This is a genomic window from Rhizobium sp. HT1-10, from assembly GCF_049472505.1.
Lineage (GTDB): Bacteria > Pseudomonadota > Alphaproteobacteria > Rhizobiales > Rhizobiaceae > Rhizobium.
The window spans coordinates 284,113-301,403 of the sequence record NZ_JBCEBQ010000007.1; the positions used below are offsets into that span (position 1 = coordinate 284,113).

The window sequence follows — 17,291 nt, forward strand, 5'->3', positions numbered from 1 at the left end:
TCACATGATCGACAAGCGTGACGTGGCGGACGACCGGCCGTATGAGGCTCCCACGGCTCTGGATCGAAGCGGATTGATCAGCGCCATCTGGCGAAACCGGCTGTTGGCGTGTGCAATCTTTTGCGTCGTCGTGTTGCTGTCCTTCATTGCCACCATCGTCATTCCGCCGCGCTATCTGGCAACAGGGTCTGTCATTGTTGCCGAAGACGACCCCGCGACCCGCACGTCCGATGTCTATGCCCAGAAGCAGGGCGACCCCGCCGACCTTGAAAGCCAGATCATGATCGTGCGCTCTTCGCGGCTGCTGAAGGTGGCGATGTCGCAGCCGGGCGCCTATGAGGCGGTCATTGAGGAATGCCGCAAGGCCGGCGATCGCTGTGCGACGCTTGCTGCCGACGCGCCTCTGCTGGCGGAGAAAGTCGCCCAGCATTACGCCGTCGCCGCAGTCGGCCGGTCGCGCGTCCTGTCGATCTCCTACAACTCGGCCTTGCCGGCAACCGCCATGACCATGGCCAATGCGCTGGTCACCGCCTATCTCGACGACCAGCGCAGCAGCCAGTCCAACAGCCGTGAAGTCGCTGCAAAATGGCTGTGGCAGGAGATCGCCAATCTCGACACGGAAATTCGCGATCAGCTGGCCAAGATCGAGGAGTTCCGCCACCAGAACGGGCTCGTCCAGGGCTCGACCGCCTCGATCAGCTCCGAAGGCCTCAGCAGCGTCAGCCAGCAGCTTGCCGCCGCCGAACAGTCGAAAGCCCAGGTGCAGGCCCGGCTGGATGCCGTGCGTAACACCCGCAACGGCCGGGATGGGTCGACCTTGGCGTTGGACAATCGCACCGTCGCCGATCTCCGCCAGCAGATTGCTACGCTGGGCAACCAGCTTGCGGCCAGCAATACGGTGCTCGGGCCGCGTCATCCGCAGCGCCGCATGCTGGAAGCATCGATGGAACTCCTGCAGAAGCAGCTGAATGCCGAGCTCGATCGCATTTCTGCGAGCGCCCAGAAGGACTACGAGGCGGCTTCCAATCTTGTGACGGCACTTAAGGATCAGACAGCCAAGGCCAAGGACAATGCTGCCAACGCACTGACGCACGAGGCGTCGATCGAAGGCATGGTGCGCGATGTCGAGGCGAAGCGTCAGCTTTATACCCAGCTTTACCAGCGCGCCAGCGAACTCGAATCCGAGCGTCGTTCGTTGAACGGCGGGGCGCGGCTCGTCAGCCTGGCGGAACTGCCGGTCATGCCCTATTTTCCAAAAAAGACGCCCATGCTGGCAGCCGGGATCGCCCTCGGACTTTTCCTGGCTGGCGCCGGTGCCGTCCTGTGGGACCGGTTGCGGCCATTCTTGCGTCCCCTCTATTCGCGCTCTGCCGGCGGAGCGCCTCGACCTTCAGCCGTCTCCCAAGAGGTATTGGCGGCTCGCGAGGCGGCGGCTCCGGACGTCGAGGTTACCGCCGATCCGCTTCGCGTCATTGCGACGCTGCCTGTCTCCGGCCTGGCGGACAGACCGGGGGAAAGTCTGTTGACCATGACCTGGTGGAGCATGCTGTCCGGGGATTTCCGGCAGAACTCGAGGCAGATGGCCGCCGACCTGCTGGAAGCCTCGCAGGCACGGCCGCTGCTGTTCCTGCCGGTCGACAGCCGGTCACGGCTTGCCTCGTTTGCCTGCCTTTTGGCTGCGCAGTCTCTGGTCAAGGGTGGGCTTTCGGTCCTGGTCGTCGAGTGCGCGCCGGCATCGATGGAATTCATGACCGCCTTCGACCTTCCCGCCGATCATCCGACGCTCGGCGATGTCGTTGCCGGAAAGGCAGAGCCCGCCGCTTGCGTCGCTGCGACGCAGACGCCCGGCCTCGATGTCGTGCCGGGCAAGCAGGCCGACTTACAGCTCTTTGCCCGCGCGCGGCGCCAGGCTCTCAAGGGCTTCCTGGATTGGGCAAGTGGCTATGATGCGGTGCTGCTCACCGGCCCGGCGCTTCTCGATTCCCAATCCTACCCGGCACTGACCATGCTTGCCGCGCAGCTTCAGGTGCGTGCGGTGGTCTGCGCGGAGCATGAAGGCGAGGCTGCAAGCCAGCTCGATGCCGCGGCAGCCGTGATGGCGGAGCTCGGCTTGATAGGCCTCGGCGCCATACTCTTGCCCGCCAGCGGCCAGGAGAATATTTCCGAGGATGTCCCGCGCCGACTACACAGAAGGAGCGCTTGATGCGCGTGCCGCGGGTTCTCTTCGTGAACCAGACGGGGGTAATGTCGGGCGCGGAATATGTGCTTGCGAACCTCACCGTAGGGTGGCGGGAGGCATCTGCGCTCCTGCTTGAAGGCGGACCGCTGGAACAGGTGCTTCGCGAGCAGCGGCTCAAGGTGTCGGTCGCATCAGGCGCGAAGCTCGGCGCGATCCGCCGCGATCAATCTTTGTTTGCCGCGCTCCCGCTCGCAGCCCGGCTGTTGCGGCTGGTTGGGGCGATCATCAGCGCGTCGCGCGGGCACGATGTCGTCTATGCCAACTCGCAGAAGGCCTTTCTTCTCTCGGCGCTTGCCTCCATTGCCGTCCGCCGACCGCTTGTCTGGCACCTCCACGACATCGTGGACGGACGACACTTCGGCAGAATGCAGCGGCGGCTGCAGATCTTCTTGGCAAACAGCCGCGCCAGTTGCGTCATCGTCCCGTCGACAGCGGCAGCCGATGCATTCACCGCGGCCGGTGGCCGTAGCGATCTGATCAGGACGGTGCCGAACGGCATATCGCTCACTCCCGCTCCCCCACTCGGCCGCCGCGCCCAGGGTTTGCCCGAGGGTCCGCTGATAGGCGTGTTCAGCCGCCTCGCACCCTGGAAAGGGCAGCACGTGGTGCTGGAGGCTTTGACGAAGGTTCCGCATGTGCAGTGCATTCTCGTCGGCAGCGCCCTGTTCGGCGAAGACGACTACAGCGTGCGCCTGACCGGAATGGTGGAGCAGCTGGGTCTTGGAGATCGGGTTCATTTTCTCGGCCAACGCGCCGACGTGCCGGCGCTCATGCAGGCGGTCGACGCCGTCATCCACCCCTCCGTCGATCCCGAACCCTTTGGCTTGACGCTGCTCGAAGCGATGCTGGCCGGAACGCCTGTCATCGCCACCGATGCCGGCGCATCGGCGGAAATCCTGGATGGCGGCAAGGCGGGGACGCTGGTTGCGGCAAACGACGCTACCGCGCTCGCCGACAGCATCCGCGCCTTCTTCGCCGACCGCCAGCCGTTTCTCGACAAGGTGGCACGCGCACGGGACCGCGTGAAGGCGGTCTATGACATCGTCACCATGCGGCGCACCGTATCAGCCATCGTGGCAAAGGTGGCCTCGCCATGACGCTGCTACGGGTCGATGGTCGGCTGCGGTCCGAAGGGCAGGATCGACCCCACATGTCCGGCTGGATGCCGGCGCTGGCGCTGATTGCCGTCTTCGCTGTCATCGGCGGCTATACGGGTAGCCTGGGCAGGCCACTCTTCGTCGTCGGCTGCATCGCGGTGTCTGTCTTGACATGGCGGAAAGGCATCGCCTCCCACTTCCAGGCGAGCCTGGTCCTGTTCGCCTTTGCTCCCTTCATCCGACGCATCATCGATAACGGAGCGGGATATGACGAGCTCGGCCTGGTGCTGATCGGCCCTTTGACCGCGTTGCTCATCCCGACCATCGAACTCCGTCACCTCATCAACCAGAAAGAACCCTTCGACAGCCGCATGGGGCCCCTCGTGCTCGTCTGCGCCTGCATCGTCTATGCCGGGATCCTGTCGCTGCTGCAGGGCAAGATCAACGATACGGCCAGCGGCCTGCTCAAATGGATGACACCGGTGCTCTACGCGGCGGTCTTGACCCTTCGCGCAGACCGCGACGAGATTCTCGATGCCGCCGTCCACGCGTTTTTCGTGATCCTGCCGCTGACCGGCCTCTATGGTATCTTGCAGTATGTCGACCCGCAGGCCTGGGACCGTTACTGGATGGAGTTCGCTCCCATCCTGTCGATCGGCCAACCGGTTCCCTACGGCGTGCGCGTCTTTTCGACCATGAACAGCCCGGCCAGCTTTGCGAGCTTCACGGCGGCGGGGCTGCTGCTTTTCGCCTTCCTTCGCTCGGGATGGCTCTCCTTCCTCGTCACCGCGCCGTCCATGCTCGCCTTGCTTCTGTCGCTCTATCGCACGGCCTGGCTCTCGCTGATCCTGGCGCTTGTCTTCTGTCTACTTTTTGCCAGCACCCGCCTGAAGGCGCAGGCAATCGCCGTCGGGCTGGTCATTGCCGGTGCCGTGGCGGTTACCATTCCGCCTTTCTCGGACGTCATCGGCGATCGGCTGGCGACACTCGGGCAGGGGAGCCAGGACGGCTCCTTTCAGGAGCGCCTGGTGCAATATTACACCCTCTGGATGCTGCCGGACAGTTCGCTGGTCGGCAACGGATTTACCGTGACGGATGTCGGCTCGGCCGGCCAGATGCCGATCGACGGCATGATCATAGCCTGCTGGGTGACAATGGGCATCGTCGGCGGCATTCTTTGCCTCTGCAGCCTGGTCTGGGCGATATCGGGCGCTGTCGCCGGGGCTGTTCGGGAGCGCTCGCGCCAGGCGGTCATGGTCGGTGCCATGGCCATGGGCAGCCTGTTGCAGATTCCTCTTGCCAATATCACTGCGGCCGAAGCGGGATTCCTCTTCTGGAGCTTCGTCGTTCTCGCGCCCCGCCTTCGGGCACAGGGTGAAGCCAGATCATGACCGAGGACACGACGGAGCCCGAGACAGCCCGGCCGCCGGAGCCGTCGATCAAGAAGATCGCGGCAAGACTGTCGAGTGGCGCCCTGTTCAGCAAGAGCCTCGGCTTCGTCCGTGAAGTCTTCATGGCCCATGTCGTCGGTGTCGCCGCGCTCGCCGACAGCTTTCGATGCTCGATGACGATCATCCTGCTGCCGTTGGCTTTCCTGCAGAACGAGAGCGTCCCCGCCATCCTCATTCCGCGCATGCAGGAAGCCGGCCGCAATGGCGACGCCGCGCGACGGCTTGCAGCGATGACTGTCGCGCTCTCGGCGATCGGCGCGCTGTTGATGGTGTTGACGATCATCATCGCCACGCTGCTGGTGGACGCCATGATGGCCGGCGTCTCCAATGCGGATAAGGAAGCCACGATCTATTTCGTGCGCATCATGGCTTTCTCGATGCCGGCCTCCGTTGCCATCAACTGCCTCGCGGCAGGCGAAATCGCCTTCGGCAAGACGCGCGTGACCAATGCCCGCGCCAGCATGCTGAACATTGGCGTCATGCTCGGCCTCTGCATGCTCGTTCTGACCGACCGGGGAGAGATGCTTGCCATCGCCTTCACGCTTTCTTTCAATGGGCTCGCGATCTGGGCTCTCTGGTCCTTGTGGCGTCAGGGCAATCTTGCCCTGGAGAGCCTGAGCATCGCCGATATCCGCACGGAAACCCGCATCTTTCTCAGCCGACTGGTGCCGTTCCTGCCCCTGCCTGCCGCCGAGCAGACGAGCATATGGCTGGAGCGCCTGCTCGCTTCCAAGCTGACAACAGGCGCGATTGCTTCGATGGACTACGCGCGGACGCTGACGGACAGTGCACTTCTGTTGGTCAGCCAACCCATCGGTCTTGCCGTCCTCTCCCATGGCGCGGAAGGCAAGCTGAAGGAGCAGGCGGAAGCCATTACCCGCTTTGTCGCCATCGTCATGATGCCGGCCTCGGCCTTCATCTTCGTCTTCGCGCCGGATATCGTCCGCACCATCTTCCAGCGCGGCGCCTTCAACGCCCTGGGTGTCGAACTGACCAGCCAGGCGCTACGCGGCATTTCCATCGGCCTCTGGGCCTCTACCCTGGGCTGGATCCTGCTCAGGCTGCTGAACCGGGCCAACCGCAGCACGCTTGCCGCAGGGATCCTGGTTGCCTCCTACCTGGCCAATATCGCCATGAATGCCATCTCCGCCGCGCTGGAGCATACGCCGACCTATGGGACCTTCTTCCTGGGCTTGGGTGAAACCGTGCGAAGTCTCGTGATGTGTACTGCTGTCATCATAGCGCTGGGTACACCTATGGTATTGTTAAGGCTGCTGGCGCGGGGGTTGCTGCCGGTGGTGGCAATGGCGCTTGCGGGAATCGAGATCATCGCGGTTTTCGACGGCGGACTGGCGCGGATCGCCTGCGGCATTGCCGCTTACGCGCTCTCGGTCATGTTTGCCGCCGCACTGCTGGCACCGGGGATCTTTGCCAAGTTCTATCGATATCTTGCGTTACGTAGGGGAGTACCGCCTGATGCCTGACAACAATGGACCACGCCTGTCTTTTTCCAGTGCCATAGGGGCCGCAATGGCCCAGTGGGTCGATGCGCTGCGGGGGCCGCGGGGCTGCTTTTTTACCTTTCACCGCGCAGCACCTTCATCGATTTGGCCGACGCTGCCGAACCGGAATTTCTATCTCGACCTCGATTTCTTCGACACGCTGCTCTCGCATCTGGCAGCCAGCGGCCGCAAGGTGGTCACCATCGAGGAAGGGTTGCGGCTGGCGCGCGATCCGAAGACGCGGGGGACCTTCGTCAATTTTTCCGTCGACGATTGCTACCGCGACACTTATGAGGCGGTGGTCCCGCTCTTTCGCCGCCATGGCCTCCCGGTGACGCTGTTCGTCACCACCGGAATTCCGGACGGAACTTTGCCCATGTGGTGGGTCGGCCTCGAGGAAACCCTGTTGGAACGAGACTTCGTGCTCGTCGACGGCGAACGGATCGCGACGGATACGACCCAGCGTGCGGCTGCTGCATTTCAGGATCTGCAAACCCGCTGGAGCGGCGTCGAAGCCAGCAACCACTATGCGCGCTTTTGTCTCGAAAACGCAGTCGATGCCGAAGCTGTGCATTGGCGCCACGCCATCACCTGGGACATGCTTTCGGAGTTGGCGACCGATCCGCTGGTGGAGATCGGCTCTCACACGGTTTCCCACCCGCGGGTTTCGCTCCTGACGTCTGAAGATGCACGCCATGAGCTCCGCGACAGCCGGACCCGTCTGCGCGAGAAGCTGAATATCTCGGTTACGCAATTCGCCTTTCCTTTCGGGCGTGTCGATGATTGCGGCCCCCGCGACTTCGAAATCGCGCGGGAGACGGGATATCAGGGTGTCGCCACGACGACGAAAGGGCTGCTGACGGGGGCGACGGCGCCTTTCGCCTATCCGCGCGTCACCCTTAACGGGGCTCATCGCAATCTTCTGATGCCGGAGCTTCACATGGCCGGCGCAACAGCGGCCGCCGCAAGGATGTTGGGTCGTGTCTGAGGAGAAATTGAGGGTTATTTCCATCGCGCACACCGGCGTTTCGCGTGCCGCCGGACGCTTACGCTATGCGCCGTTCGAAAACCGGGATGATGTCGATGTTCATCTGGTCGTGCCAAGCCGCTGGAAGCAGTTCGGGCGCAGCATGACGGCCGATCCCGGCGGTGATCCGGGTGTTACCACCCATGTCCTGCCGATCCTCTTTCCCGATGCGGGTCCTTTCAGCTGGTACCTGCACGTCTACCGTGGGCTCGGCAGGCTCATCCGCGAAACGAGGCCTCACGTCATCCACCTGTGGGAGGAGCCGTGGAGCTTTATCGCCCTGCAGGCGCGGCTCTTGAAGGGAGACGCCGCCTTGGTCCTGGAAGTCGACCAGAACATTTTGAAGCGGTTGCCGCCGCCTTTCGAGACCATTCGCGGGAACGTACTTGCCAACACGGCGCACCTTCTGTCCCGCAGCAGCGACGCCACCATGGTGGCAAAGGCACGCGGCTATAGCGGCCCGGTCAGCACGATCGGCTACGGCGTCGACCAACAGGTGTTCAAGCCTGTGCCAGAAATCGGCAGCCTGGCTGAACAGCCGCAGTTGACGCTTGGCTATGTAGGTCGTCTGATTGAGGAGAAAGGCATCCAGGACGTTCTGGAGGCGATGGCGATGACGAGCGCACCCGTGGCGTTGAAGCTCGTGGGGGAGGGGCCCTATGAAGCCGCGCTGCGTCAACGGGCCGAACGGCTCGGGCTAACCGACCGCCTGACCATCATGCCGTGGAGCAATCCGGAAGGTGTCGCGACATTCATTCGCTCGCTCGATGCACTGGTTCTGTTGACCCATACGACGCCCACCGTGAAGGAGCAGTTCGGCCGCGTCATCATCGAGGCGCAGGCCTGTGGAACGCCGGTTATCGGCGCGCGTTCAGGCGCCATTCCAGATATCGTCGGAAAGGGCGGCTGGATCGTGCCCGAGCGCGACCCCCGCTCCTTGGCGGAACTCATCGCGCATATTCACGCCCATCCGGATGAGCGGCACCAGAAGGCAGCGGACGGATTGGAGAATATCCGGATGGGGTTCACCTATGATGCCATCGCCGACCAGCTTCATTCGGCCTGGAAGGCTGCGGCACGGCGTGGATAGACAGTTTGACCCGGTTAGCGGGTGACGAGCGCCATGTAGGTTTCGCCACCGGCAAGAGCCTCGAAGACATAGCGATCGCCTGATACCTCGTGGCTTTCGCGCAGCCCGTCCCATCCCCAGAGTTCGATCTTGCGGGCGCCCGCTGGCAGGGCGATCGTCCATCGCCCGCCGGAAATGTCTGTCCAACCGCGCCGGTTGTGCCAAACGAACAGGTCGGATTTCGGACCTGAGAGATGCATGGTGCCGGCGTGATAGGGATCGGAGGAGACGACCTTCATGTCGCCGGCAATATTCAGCACCCGCTGCACGACCTTGGAGCGTTCCTCCGGGCGCCAAGGGGCTTCGCCGGCAGCCATCGCATAGCCCGGGCCATCGACGCGGTCGGTGTCCGGAAGGGCCCAGGGAAAGGCGAACACGGTCACGGGCTGGCCCTTGGCGCCAACAACGCCGAAATTATCCCAGAATGCAGTCAGGAACAGGCTTGCCGACAGTTTTTCGTCCGACCAGCCCTCGCTGCGGGAGACGTTGAATTCGGTGGCGTAGAAATTGATGTCCCGCTTCAGGCCGAGCGTCGACTTTATCCGGTCGAAGCAGGTCTGTGCGGAAAACTGACGGCCTTCGGTCAGCGGATACCAGCGGTCATTGTAGTAGGTGTGCAGGTCCAGGCCATCGAGCTTGCCGTTGTCCAGGAGATCGGCGATGGCAGGACCATAGCCGCGCAAGGTCGCGTCGCCGTCGATGTTGCAGGCGGCGAAACCGCCGGGAAGGACGATGAGGGACTTGTCGACAGAATGGATGCCGTCGGCGAGTCCCTCCAACGCGTCATGATAGTCCTTCTTCGGAATCGTGTTCTGCACGTCCGGTTCGTTGACGGCCGCGAAGATCGTCGCGCCGAAATCCTTTATCCCATGCTCGCGGCCCCACTCCCCGTTGGGTCGGAACCGCCGGGCATATTCCACGCCCGCGCGGAACCAGTCCTTGTAGGAGCCGATCGGCTGGGCCGGATCGAGAAACTGATAACTGCCCTCGTATTCGAAGAGCAGCACAGGCGTGATGCCTTTGCCGTGGGCTTCCAGCATTGCCGCATCGAAATCATGTGGAGTGGGCACGCGGGCGAGATCGCGCCAGCCGTAGGAATTCATGCGGCCCAGCCGGGCGCCGACGGCATGGAGGGCTTCGTAAAGCGGGGCTGTCGGCTGCCCTGTCAGATGGGTGACGATATTGCCGCCGCCCGTGCGCCAGCGCAGCGTCTGCTCGCCGGCCGCCGCCTGGGATGCGACCAGCAGCAAGCACAGGCCCAAGGTCCTGGACATCAAGCGCAAAGTTTGGCTCATGCGTATTTCTCCTTCAGCACATCGCCGGCCAGCGCCACATAGCGGCGGCTGATTTCATCCCAGCTGTAGCCGCGCGCCGTGGCAATTGCACCAGCCCTCAGGGGCTCAAGTTGTTCTTTCGAAGACAAGACGCGCGTGAGTTTCTTTGCGATGTCGTGGCCATTCCGGCTGATGCCGTATCCGTTGACGCCGTCCTTCAGATATTCCTCGATACCGCCCACCCTGGGCGCCAGCACGGGGACGCCGCATGCCATCGCTTCCATGCAAACCAGCGAAAAGGTTTCATAGGCCGTCGGCAGGACGAAGACGTCAGCTGCCGGATAGATCCTCTCCATATCCCGGCGCTCACCGGCAAAGACGATCCGGTTGGAGAGCTTGCCTGCCATGCTGAGATATGGCTTTCGGTTGTCTGAGCCGACAACCAGCAACCACACCGAGGGATCGTTCAGGGTCAGCATCGCCTCGATGACATGGGCAAGGCCTTTGCGGTTGAATTCGTGCCTGACGAAAAGCATGAGCCGGGCGCCGTCCGGAATATTGAATTCCGCGCGGACCGCTTCCCGAGCATCCGGCGTTACCTGGAATTTGGCCAGGTCTATCCCGTTCGGTATGATCTCGATTCGCTCCGACGGTACGCTGTAGTTGCTCATCAACTCGTGCCTCACTCGGTCAGAGACCGCGACATAGCGGCGATAGCGCAAGCCGCCGATCATCAGGCGGTCGCGGATCGCGACCCAGGCATGCAGCGGGTTGAGAAGCCAGCCCCATTGACCGGCCTGGCGCTTTTCCTTGAGGTTCTCGGCATTGATCGCGTGCACAACGAGTATATCGCCAAAAAATGTGTCGCCGTGACTGATCAACACATTGTCCCGCTTTGGCAACTTCACGAAGCTTGCGGCGATAGTGAATGCCGGCACGACCAGCAGCCGGCCGAAGTAACGGAACAGACCTCTCTTCGGCAGGCGCGCCAAGAACGGAGCGATCGGTCTCATCTTGACATTTTGCGGCGGGTGTCTCGGCACGTGCGACGCGACCACGGAATTCATCTGCCCCATCTGGCTGAAGGCCACTGATAGATCCCAGGCGACACGCTCCGCTCCCCCTGCAGTGTTGAATTCCTGAACGATTTGAACGATCTCGAACGTCATGCGCGAAAGCCGATGTCATGGTTGATCAGCCACATCATGCGGCTGACGAATTTAATAAGTAAGGATTAGTTAACCTTTCTCCATTGTTTGTCTAGGCATTAAGCCATTGATGGTTAATGGTAATTCCGATTCTCGTTCTGATACACCCACCTCTTGCGTCTCATTTTGAGAGGTGAGGTAAAACTTGTGCATGGGGAGGCTCATGGGTGGAAGCGCGCTCGTCCACGCCACCACTGGCTGCGTCATCTGGGGGAGGGGCGCAGCATGCGTTCGAAGACGTAGGAGATTCGTGCGCGCTGTTGGTCCTGCAGAAATATCCCGGTTCGCGGATAGCTTCGATGTCCACTTGTCGTTCGATGTTACCCGACGCCGGCGACGGCTGTTGACCGATGCCTCAGTCAATGAATCTTGCCGATAATGATGTTGCCAAGCGACTTCCGCTGCAGGCCTCACCGTGCCCACGCGAACTCGCGAGTATGCCCACGTATTCGATGTACCCGAGGTTGTGTCGAGAGAAGCCCCTTGAAACGCAATTCTAAAACCGCTATCGAGTCGAACCGAACCGTACGGTTCGACTTCCAATGTGGGTATATCCATGAATTCCTTGCGTCTTGCCCCTCTCTTGCTGCTTGCCCTCACGGGTTGCGTCAGTGGCCCTGATTACAAGCCTCCGGTTACGCCGGTTCCCGCCAAATTCGCCGAGGGTGCCTACAAGTCGAACGGCGATGTCGCCGACCGCAGATGGTGGACCGCGTTCAGAGATCGGAAGCTCGAGGCGTTCGTCGGGACTGGCCTTGCGCAGAATGTTTCCATTCTGTCGGCCATCGAGGCGACCTACGCGGCACAGGCCGATGTGACTGTCGCCGGAGCCGGGGGGCTTCCGAGCCTGACGGCTGACGCCTCGCAGACCGTCAGCGGTGAGAAGGGGAAGCTTCGCACCCAGCTTTCGACCACCAATACCAGCAGCGGCAACCTGACGGCCTCATGGCTGCTCGATCTTTTCGGCCAATACCGCCGGGCTCGCGAAGGCGCTCTTGCGACCCTGGATGCAGACTACGCCACCGTCGATGTCACGCGGCTGACCTATCTTCAGGATCTGGTCACCAGTTACATCAATGCCCGATACTATCAGGAGATGAGCTCCATCGCCGACAAGAACCTGGCATCGCGGCGGGAGACCTTGGCTCTGACGCAATCGCAGATGCAGGCGGGCGCTGCCTCGCGGCTCGATGTCGTCCAGGCGGAGGGGCTGGTCAACTCGTCGCTCTCCGAAAAGCCACCATACGAAGTGAATTTCCGCAAGCAGGTGCACCATATGGCCACGCTGCTGAACGTTCCTCCGGCCACCGTCATCGCACAAATGCAATCCGGTCTCGGTCAGCCGATTTTCCATGGCAGCGTGGCCTCCGGCGTTCCCGCCGATCTCATTCGCAACCGTCCGGACATCCGCGTTGCCGAGCGCAATCTTGCCTCCGCGACCGCGCAGATCGGCGTCAGTGAGGCCAAGCTCTATCCCAGCATCTCGCTTAGTGGCTCGATTTCGCCCTCCGCCGTGCACAGCTCGGGTTCCAATGGTGGCCTCACCACCTGGTCGTTCGGTCCGACCCTAAACTTGCCGATCCTGGACGGCGGCACGCTTCGGGCGAACGTCAAGATCGCCGAATCGAATGCGCGCGCCAGCTACCTCACCTGGAAATCGACGGTGCTCAGCGCGATCGAAGATGTCGAGAATGCGTTGTCTGCGGTCAGCCGTGATGCCCAGACGATCGCCGCGCTGCGGGCACAGGTCAGGTCCTACGAGGAGGCGCTCAGACTTTCGACCGACAACTACAGGAACGGCGCCTCGTCCCTACTGGATGTACTGGACGCGCAGCGTTCCGTCACGACGGCGCAGGAGAGCCTGGCCGGCGCCGTGCAGCAGAGCGCGACGGATTACGTGTCGCTCAATGTGGCGATCGGGGCAGGCTATATGGGAGATGGATCGGACGATAGCCGAAGTGTCGGTCCGAAACTTGCATCCGTTAAGCCTGGAGCTGCAAGAAAAGTAGCATCTGACGCAGCGTTGTAACGATACGCCAAGCATTGTCCGTCAGTATTGAAAAAGCACTCACAGTAAAAAAGGTCTACACGCAATGATCAAGCGAATGGTGATCATGTTGCTCGCAACCGGGGCTGTTCTTGGCGGGCTTTACGGCTTCCAGTCATTCAAGGCTGGCATCATCCAGAAAGTCATGGCCGGAATGGCCAATCCCCCCCAGACGGTCTCGACATCGACTGCATCTCTGACCGACTGGCAAACCGAAATAGAGGCGGTTGGCACGCTCAAGGCCGTCAACGGCGCCGATCTTGCCCTGCAGGTCGCAGGAATCGTCGAGGAGAGAAGCTTCGAATCCGGCGATACGGTTGCGGCGGGCCAGACCCTTCAGAAGCTCTCGGCCGAAGACGACATCGCCAAACTGGCCGCCCTTCAGGCGACGGCCGATAACTTTGCAATCTCGCTGAAACGCGCGCAGGACCAGCAAAAGGTCAGTGCCGTCAGCCAGGCCACCGTCGATAGCGATGATGCCAGCTACAAGAACGCGGTGGCGCTTGTCGACCAGCAGAAGGCCATTGTCGATCAGAAGACGCTGCGCGCACCCTTTGCGGGCCGGCTCGGCATCCGGGCCGTCGATATAGGCCAGTATCTGACCGCGGGGACGACGATCGTCACCCTGCAGGCGCTCGATACGCTCTATGTCGATTTTTACTTGCCGCAGCAAACCTTAAACCAGTTGAAGATCGGACAGGACGTCAACACGACGATTGATGCCTTTCCAGGAAAAGTCTTTCCCGGAAAGATCGCGGCAATCAACTCCAAGGTCGATTCGTCGTCGCGAAACGTCCAGGTGCGCGCCGCTATGAACAATCCGGACGGCATCTTGCTGCCTGGCATGTTCGGTCGCGTGAAAATTGCCGTCGGAAGCAGCCAGAAGCTCATCACCCTTCCGCAGACGGCCATCGTCTACAATCCTTACGGCGATTCCGTCTTCATCGTCGACCAGAAGGATGAGGGCGGCACCAAGAACGGCGTTGCGCGCCAGACCTTCATCAAGTCCGGAGAGACGCGCGGCGACAATGTCGCAATCCTCGAAGGCGTCAAGGAAGGCGAACAGGTCGTCAATGCCGGCCAGATCAAGCTGCGAAACGGCAGCCCGGTGATCGTCGACAACTCGCATGTGCCGACCGCCGAAAACGCGCCTGAGATCAAGGACAAGTAGGACCCCGCCATGAAAAGTTTCACCGATATCTTCGTGCGTCGGCCGGTTCTGGCGCTCGTTGTCAGCGCGCTCGTTCTCGTGCTTGGCGTCCGGTCGATGACGTCACTGTCGATCCTGCAATATCCGCGCACGCAAAACGCCATCGTCACCGTCACGACGACCTATGCCGGCGCGGATTCCAACATCATTGCCGGGTTCATCACCACGCCGCTGGAAAATGCCATCGCCCAGGCGAATGGCATCGACTACATGACATCGACCAGCCAGACGGGCACCAGCACGATCACCGTCAATCTGCGACTGAACTACGATGCGGGCAAGGCGTTGACCGAAATCAACACCAAGGTCAATTCCGTCATCAACCAGCTCCCGTCCTCCGCACAGCAGCCGACGCTGACGCTGAAGGTGGGCGAGACGATCGACAGCATGTATATCGGCTTTGCCAGCGATGTCCTGGCACCGAACCAGGTGACCGATTACCTGACGCGCGTCGTTCAGCCGAAGCTGCAGTCCGTGCAAGGGGTGCAGACGGCTGAAATCCTTGGCGGGAAGAAGTTCGCGCTGCGCGCCTGGCTCGATCCGGTCAAGCTTGCCGCCCACGGCCTGAGCGCCAGCGATGTCGCCACAGCGCTGAAAAGCAACGATTATATCTCTGGTCTCGGCACCACCAAGGGCAACCTTGTCCAGGTCAACCTGTCATCGTCGACGAACCTCCACTCGCTGGAGGAGTACAAGAACCTGGTCCTCACCGAGATCAACGGTGCGATCATTCACCTGAGCGATGTCGCGAACGTCACGCTGGGCAATGACGACTATGACTCCGCGACGAGTTTCAACGGCAAGACAGCCGTCTATATCGGGATCCAGGTCGCGCCAACGGCAAACCTGCTCGATGTCATCAACGGCGTGAAGGCTGTTTACCCGGAGATCGCAGGACAACTGCCGGCCGGGCTGACCAGCCAGATCATCTATGATTCCACCGATTTCGTGAACAGCTCGATCGACGAGGTCGTCCGCACGCTGTTCGAAGCCGGCCTCATCGTGACGGTGGTCATCTTCGCCTTTCTCGGCTCCTGGCGCGCTGTCCTCATCCCGATCATCGCCATCCCGCTTTCGCTGGTCGGTACCTTCGCGGTAATGCTGGCCCTCGGCTTTTCGATCAACCTTCTCACGCTGCTGGCTCTGGTGCTTGCCATCGGGCTGGTCGTTGACGACGCGATCATCGTCGTCGAAGGGGTCAACCGGCACATGGAGGAGGGGATGAAGCCTCTGGGCGCCGCCCTGCAGGCAGCCCGTGACCTCGCGAGCCCGATCGTCGCGATGACGGTGGTGCTGATTGCGGTCTATGTCCCCGTTGGTTTCCAGGGCGGGCTGACCGGCGCGCTCTTCACTGAATTCGCCTTTACGCTTGCGGGTGCGGTGACCGTCTCCGCTATCATCGCCCTGACGCTCTCGCCGATGGCCTGCGCCTATCTGCTGAAGCCGATCCCGAAGGACGGCAAGTCCTTCGAGGCGAGGATCGTCCACGCCATCGACCGGTTCATGGGCCGCCTGAGCAGGGGCTATAGACGTTTGCTCGAAGGCACGCTCAACTCCATGCCGGTGGTCATCACCTTCGGCCTGATCGTTTTGGGCAGCATCTACTGGCTTTATTCCTCCTCCACCTCCGAACTCGCACCGGAAGAAGATCAGGGCGTTATTCTCGCACTGACGACATCGTCGCCGACGTCGACGCTGAAACAGCGCCAGTTCTATGATCGGCAAGCCTATGATATCTTCGAAAAGCACCCGGAAACCAATGTGGTGTTCCAGATCAATACGCCAGGTCAGGCAATTGCCGGCTGGGTTCTGAAGCCCTGGGACCAACGGACGCAGACAACGAAGACATTGCAGCCCGCCATTCAGCAGGAGCTCAACGGCATAGCCGGCTCCAAGGTCGTGGCCTTCCAGCCGTCGCCTCTGCCCGGCAGCAACGGGTTGCCGATCCAGTTCGTGATCTCCACCACCAACGACTTCGGACCGCTCAACGACGCCTCGCAGAAGTTCATCGGAGACGCTCTGAAGACCGGCCGCTTCATCTTTCTCGACACGGATCTGAAGTTCAACCAACCTGAGTCACGCATCGTTTTCAACCGTGACAAGGCGGCCCAGCTCGGGTTGAGCATGTCAGACCTCGGTGCTTCGCTGGCGACAATGCTGGGCGGTAACTACACCGGCTATTTCAGCCTGGACGGCCGCTCCTACAAGGTCATCCCGCAGGTGCAACAGATGTCGCGCCTGAACGTCTCGGATGTGCTGAACTTCTATATAAAGACCAGCGACGGCACGAGCGTGCCGCTGTCGACCGTCGCCCATGTGGAAACGGTCACTGCACCGCAATCTCTGAACCACTTCCAGCAGGTCAATGCGGCCACCATCTCGGGCGTGGCAATGCCGGGTGTCGCCATGGGTGATGCGTTGAAGGCGCTGCAACAGGTCGCCGCAGACACACTGCCCCCGGGATACACGGTCGACTACGGTGGACAATCGCGCCAGGTTCAGCAGGAATCCGGCGGCTTCGTCACGACATTCGCCTTCGCCCTGATCATCATCTTCCTGTCGCTGGCTGCTCTCTTCAACAGCTTCCGCGACCCGATCGTCATTCTGGTCTCGGTGCCGATGTCCCTGGCCGGCGCGTTGATCTTCATCAGCCTCGGCCTGGGCGGTGCGAGCATCAACATCTACACGCAGGTCGGCCTGGTAACGCTGATGGGTCTGGTCAGCAAGCACGGCATCCTGATGGTGGAGGTCGCCAACGAACACCGCAATGCCGGCAAGTCCAAGCGGCAGGCGATCGTCGAAGCGGCTGCCATCCGCTTGCGGCCCATCCTGATGACGACGGCAGCCATGGTGCTCGGCGTTGTGCCCCTCATCCTGTCGACGGGTGCAGGTGCTGCCTCGCGCTTTAACATGGGTCTGGTCATCGCCACGGGTCTCGCAATCGGCACGCTGTTCACGCTGTTCGTCGTGCCTGCAGCCTATGTGCTGATCGCGAGGGCCTACAAGCCTGAGGCCGAAGAAGCCGAGGTGACAACGGGCGAGCCAAGTCACGCCGCGCCTTAAGGCTTCGAGATATTGCGATAAAACAAACCGGCACGAAGCAATTC

11 protein-coding genes are annotated in these 17,291 nt (G+C 61.7%); 9 read left to right on the forward strand and 2 right to left on the reverse strand.

What is annotated here, in order from left to right:
- The first annotated feature begins 4 nt into the window (after window positions 1-4).
- The 6 genes from VH564_RS18555 to VH564_RS18580 are packed head-to-tail and all read left to right on the forward strand — an operon-like array spanning window position 5 to window position 8,406.
- Window positions 5-2,203 (forward strand): GNVR domain-containing protein, encoded by a 2,199-nt coding sequence (locus VH564_RS18555; RefSeq protein ID WP_423341332.1) that lies wholly within the window; start codon window positions 5-7, stop codon window positions 2,201-2,203.
- Window positions 2,203-3,336, forward strand: coding sequence for a glycosyltransferase family 4 protein (locus VH564_RS18560; RefSeq protein WP_423341333.1), 1,134 nt, complete (start codon window positions 2,203-2,205; stop codon window positions 3,334-3,336). The genes VH564_RS18555 and VH564_RS18560 overlap by 1 nt, the downstream gene beginning before the upstream one ends.
- The gene (locus tag VH564_RS18565) at window positions 3,333-4,727 is read left to right on the forward strand and encodes an O-antigen ligase family protein (protein ID WP_423341334.1); all 1,395 of its coding nucleotides are present in this window, start codon (window positions 3,333-3,335) and stop codon (window positions 4,725-4,727) included. Before VH564_RS18560 ends, VH564_RS18565 begins: the two co-directional genes overlap by 4 nt.
- Entirely contained in the window at window positions 4,724-6,271 is a 1,548-nt protein-coding gene (locus tag VH564_RS18570) for a lipid II flippase MurJ (protein WP_423341335.1), read from the forward strand. The genes VH564_RS18565 and VH564_RS18570 overlap by 4 nt, the downstream gene beginning before the upstream one ends.
- Window positions 6,264-7,277 carry a polysaccharide deacetylase family protein gene (locus VH564_RS18575; RefSeq protein WP_423341336.1) on the forward strand — a complete coding sequence of 338 codons (1,014 nt, stop codon included), beginning with the start codon at window positions 6,264-6,266 and terminating at the stop codon, window positions 7,275-7,277. Before VH564_RS18570 ends, VH564_RS18575 begins: the two co-directional genes overlap by 8 nt.
- Window positions 7,270-8,406: a glycosyltransferase family 4 protein gene (locus VH564_RS18580; RefSeq protein WP_423341337.1), complete on the forward strand. Its 1,137-nt coding sequence runs from the start codon at window positions 7,270-7,272 to the stop codon at window positions 8,404-8,406. Before VH564_RS18575 ends, VH564_RS18580 begins: the two co-directional genes overlap by 8 nt.
- Window positions 8,407-8,420: 14 nt before the next feature.
- Here the strand turns inward: VH564_RS18580 and VH564_RS18585 are convergent, their stop codons facing one another.
- Both VH564_RS18585 and VH564_RS18590 read right to left on the reverse strand, forming a co-directional pair.
- Entirely contained in the window at window positions 8,421-9,740 is a 1,320-nt protein-coding gene (locus VH564_RS18585; protein WP_423341338.1) for a hypothetical protein, read from the reverse strand.
- Window positions 9,737-10,888, reverse strand: coding sequence for a glycosyltransferase family 4 protein (locus tag VH564_RS18590; RefSeq protein ID WP_423341339.1), 1,152 nt, complete (start codon window positions 10,886-10,888; stop codon window positions 9,737-9,739). The genes VH564_RS18585 and VH564_RS18590 overlap by 4 nt, the downstream gene beginning before the upstream one ends.
- 595 nt (window positions 10,889-11,483) lie before the next feature.
- Between VH564_RS18590 and VH564_RS18595 the strand changes: the two genes are divergently transcribed.
- The 3 genes from VH564_RS18595 (at window position 11,484) to VH564_RS18605 (ending at window position 17,247) form a co-directional block, all read left to right on the forward strand.
- Window positions 11,484-12,956, forward strand: coding sequence for an efflux transporter outer membrane subunit (locus VH564_RS18595; RefSeq protein WP_423341340.1), 1,473 nt, complete (start codon window positions 11,484-11,486; stop codon window positions 12,954-12,956).
- 64 nt (window positions 12,957-13,020) lie between these two features.
- The gene (locus VH564_RS18600; RefSeq protein WP_423341341.1) at window positions 13,021-14,145 is read left to right on the forward strand and encodes an efflux RND transporter periplasmic adaptor subunit; all 1,125 of its coding nucleotides are present in this window, start codon (window positions 13,021-13,023) and stop codon (window positions 14,143-14,145) included.
- A gap of 9 nt (window positions 14,146-14,154) precedes the next feature.
- A complete protein-coding gene (locus VH564_RS18605) occupies window positions 14,155-17,247 on the forward strand; it encodes an efflux RND transporter permease subunit (protein ID WP_423341342.1) in 3,093 nt (1,030 codons plus the stop codon).
- The last annotated feature ends 44 nt before the right edge of the window (window positions 17,248-17,291 follow it).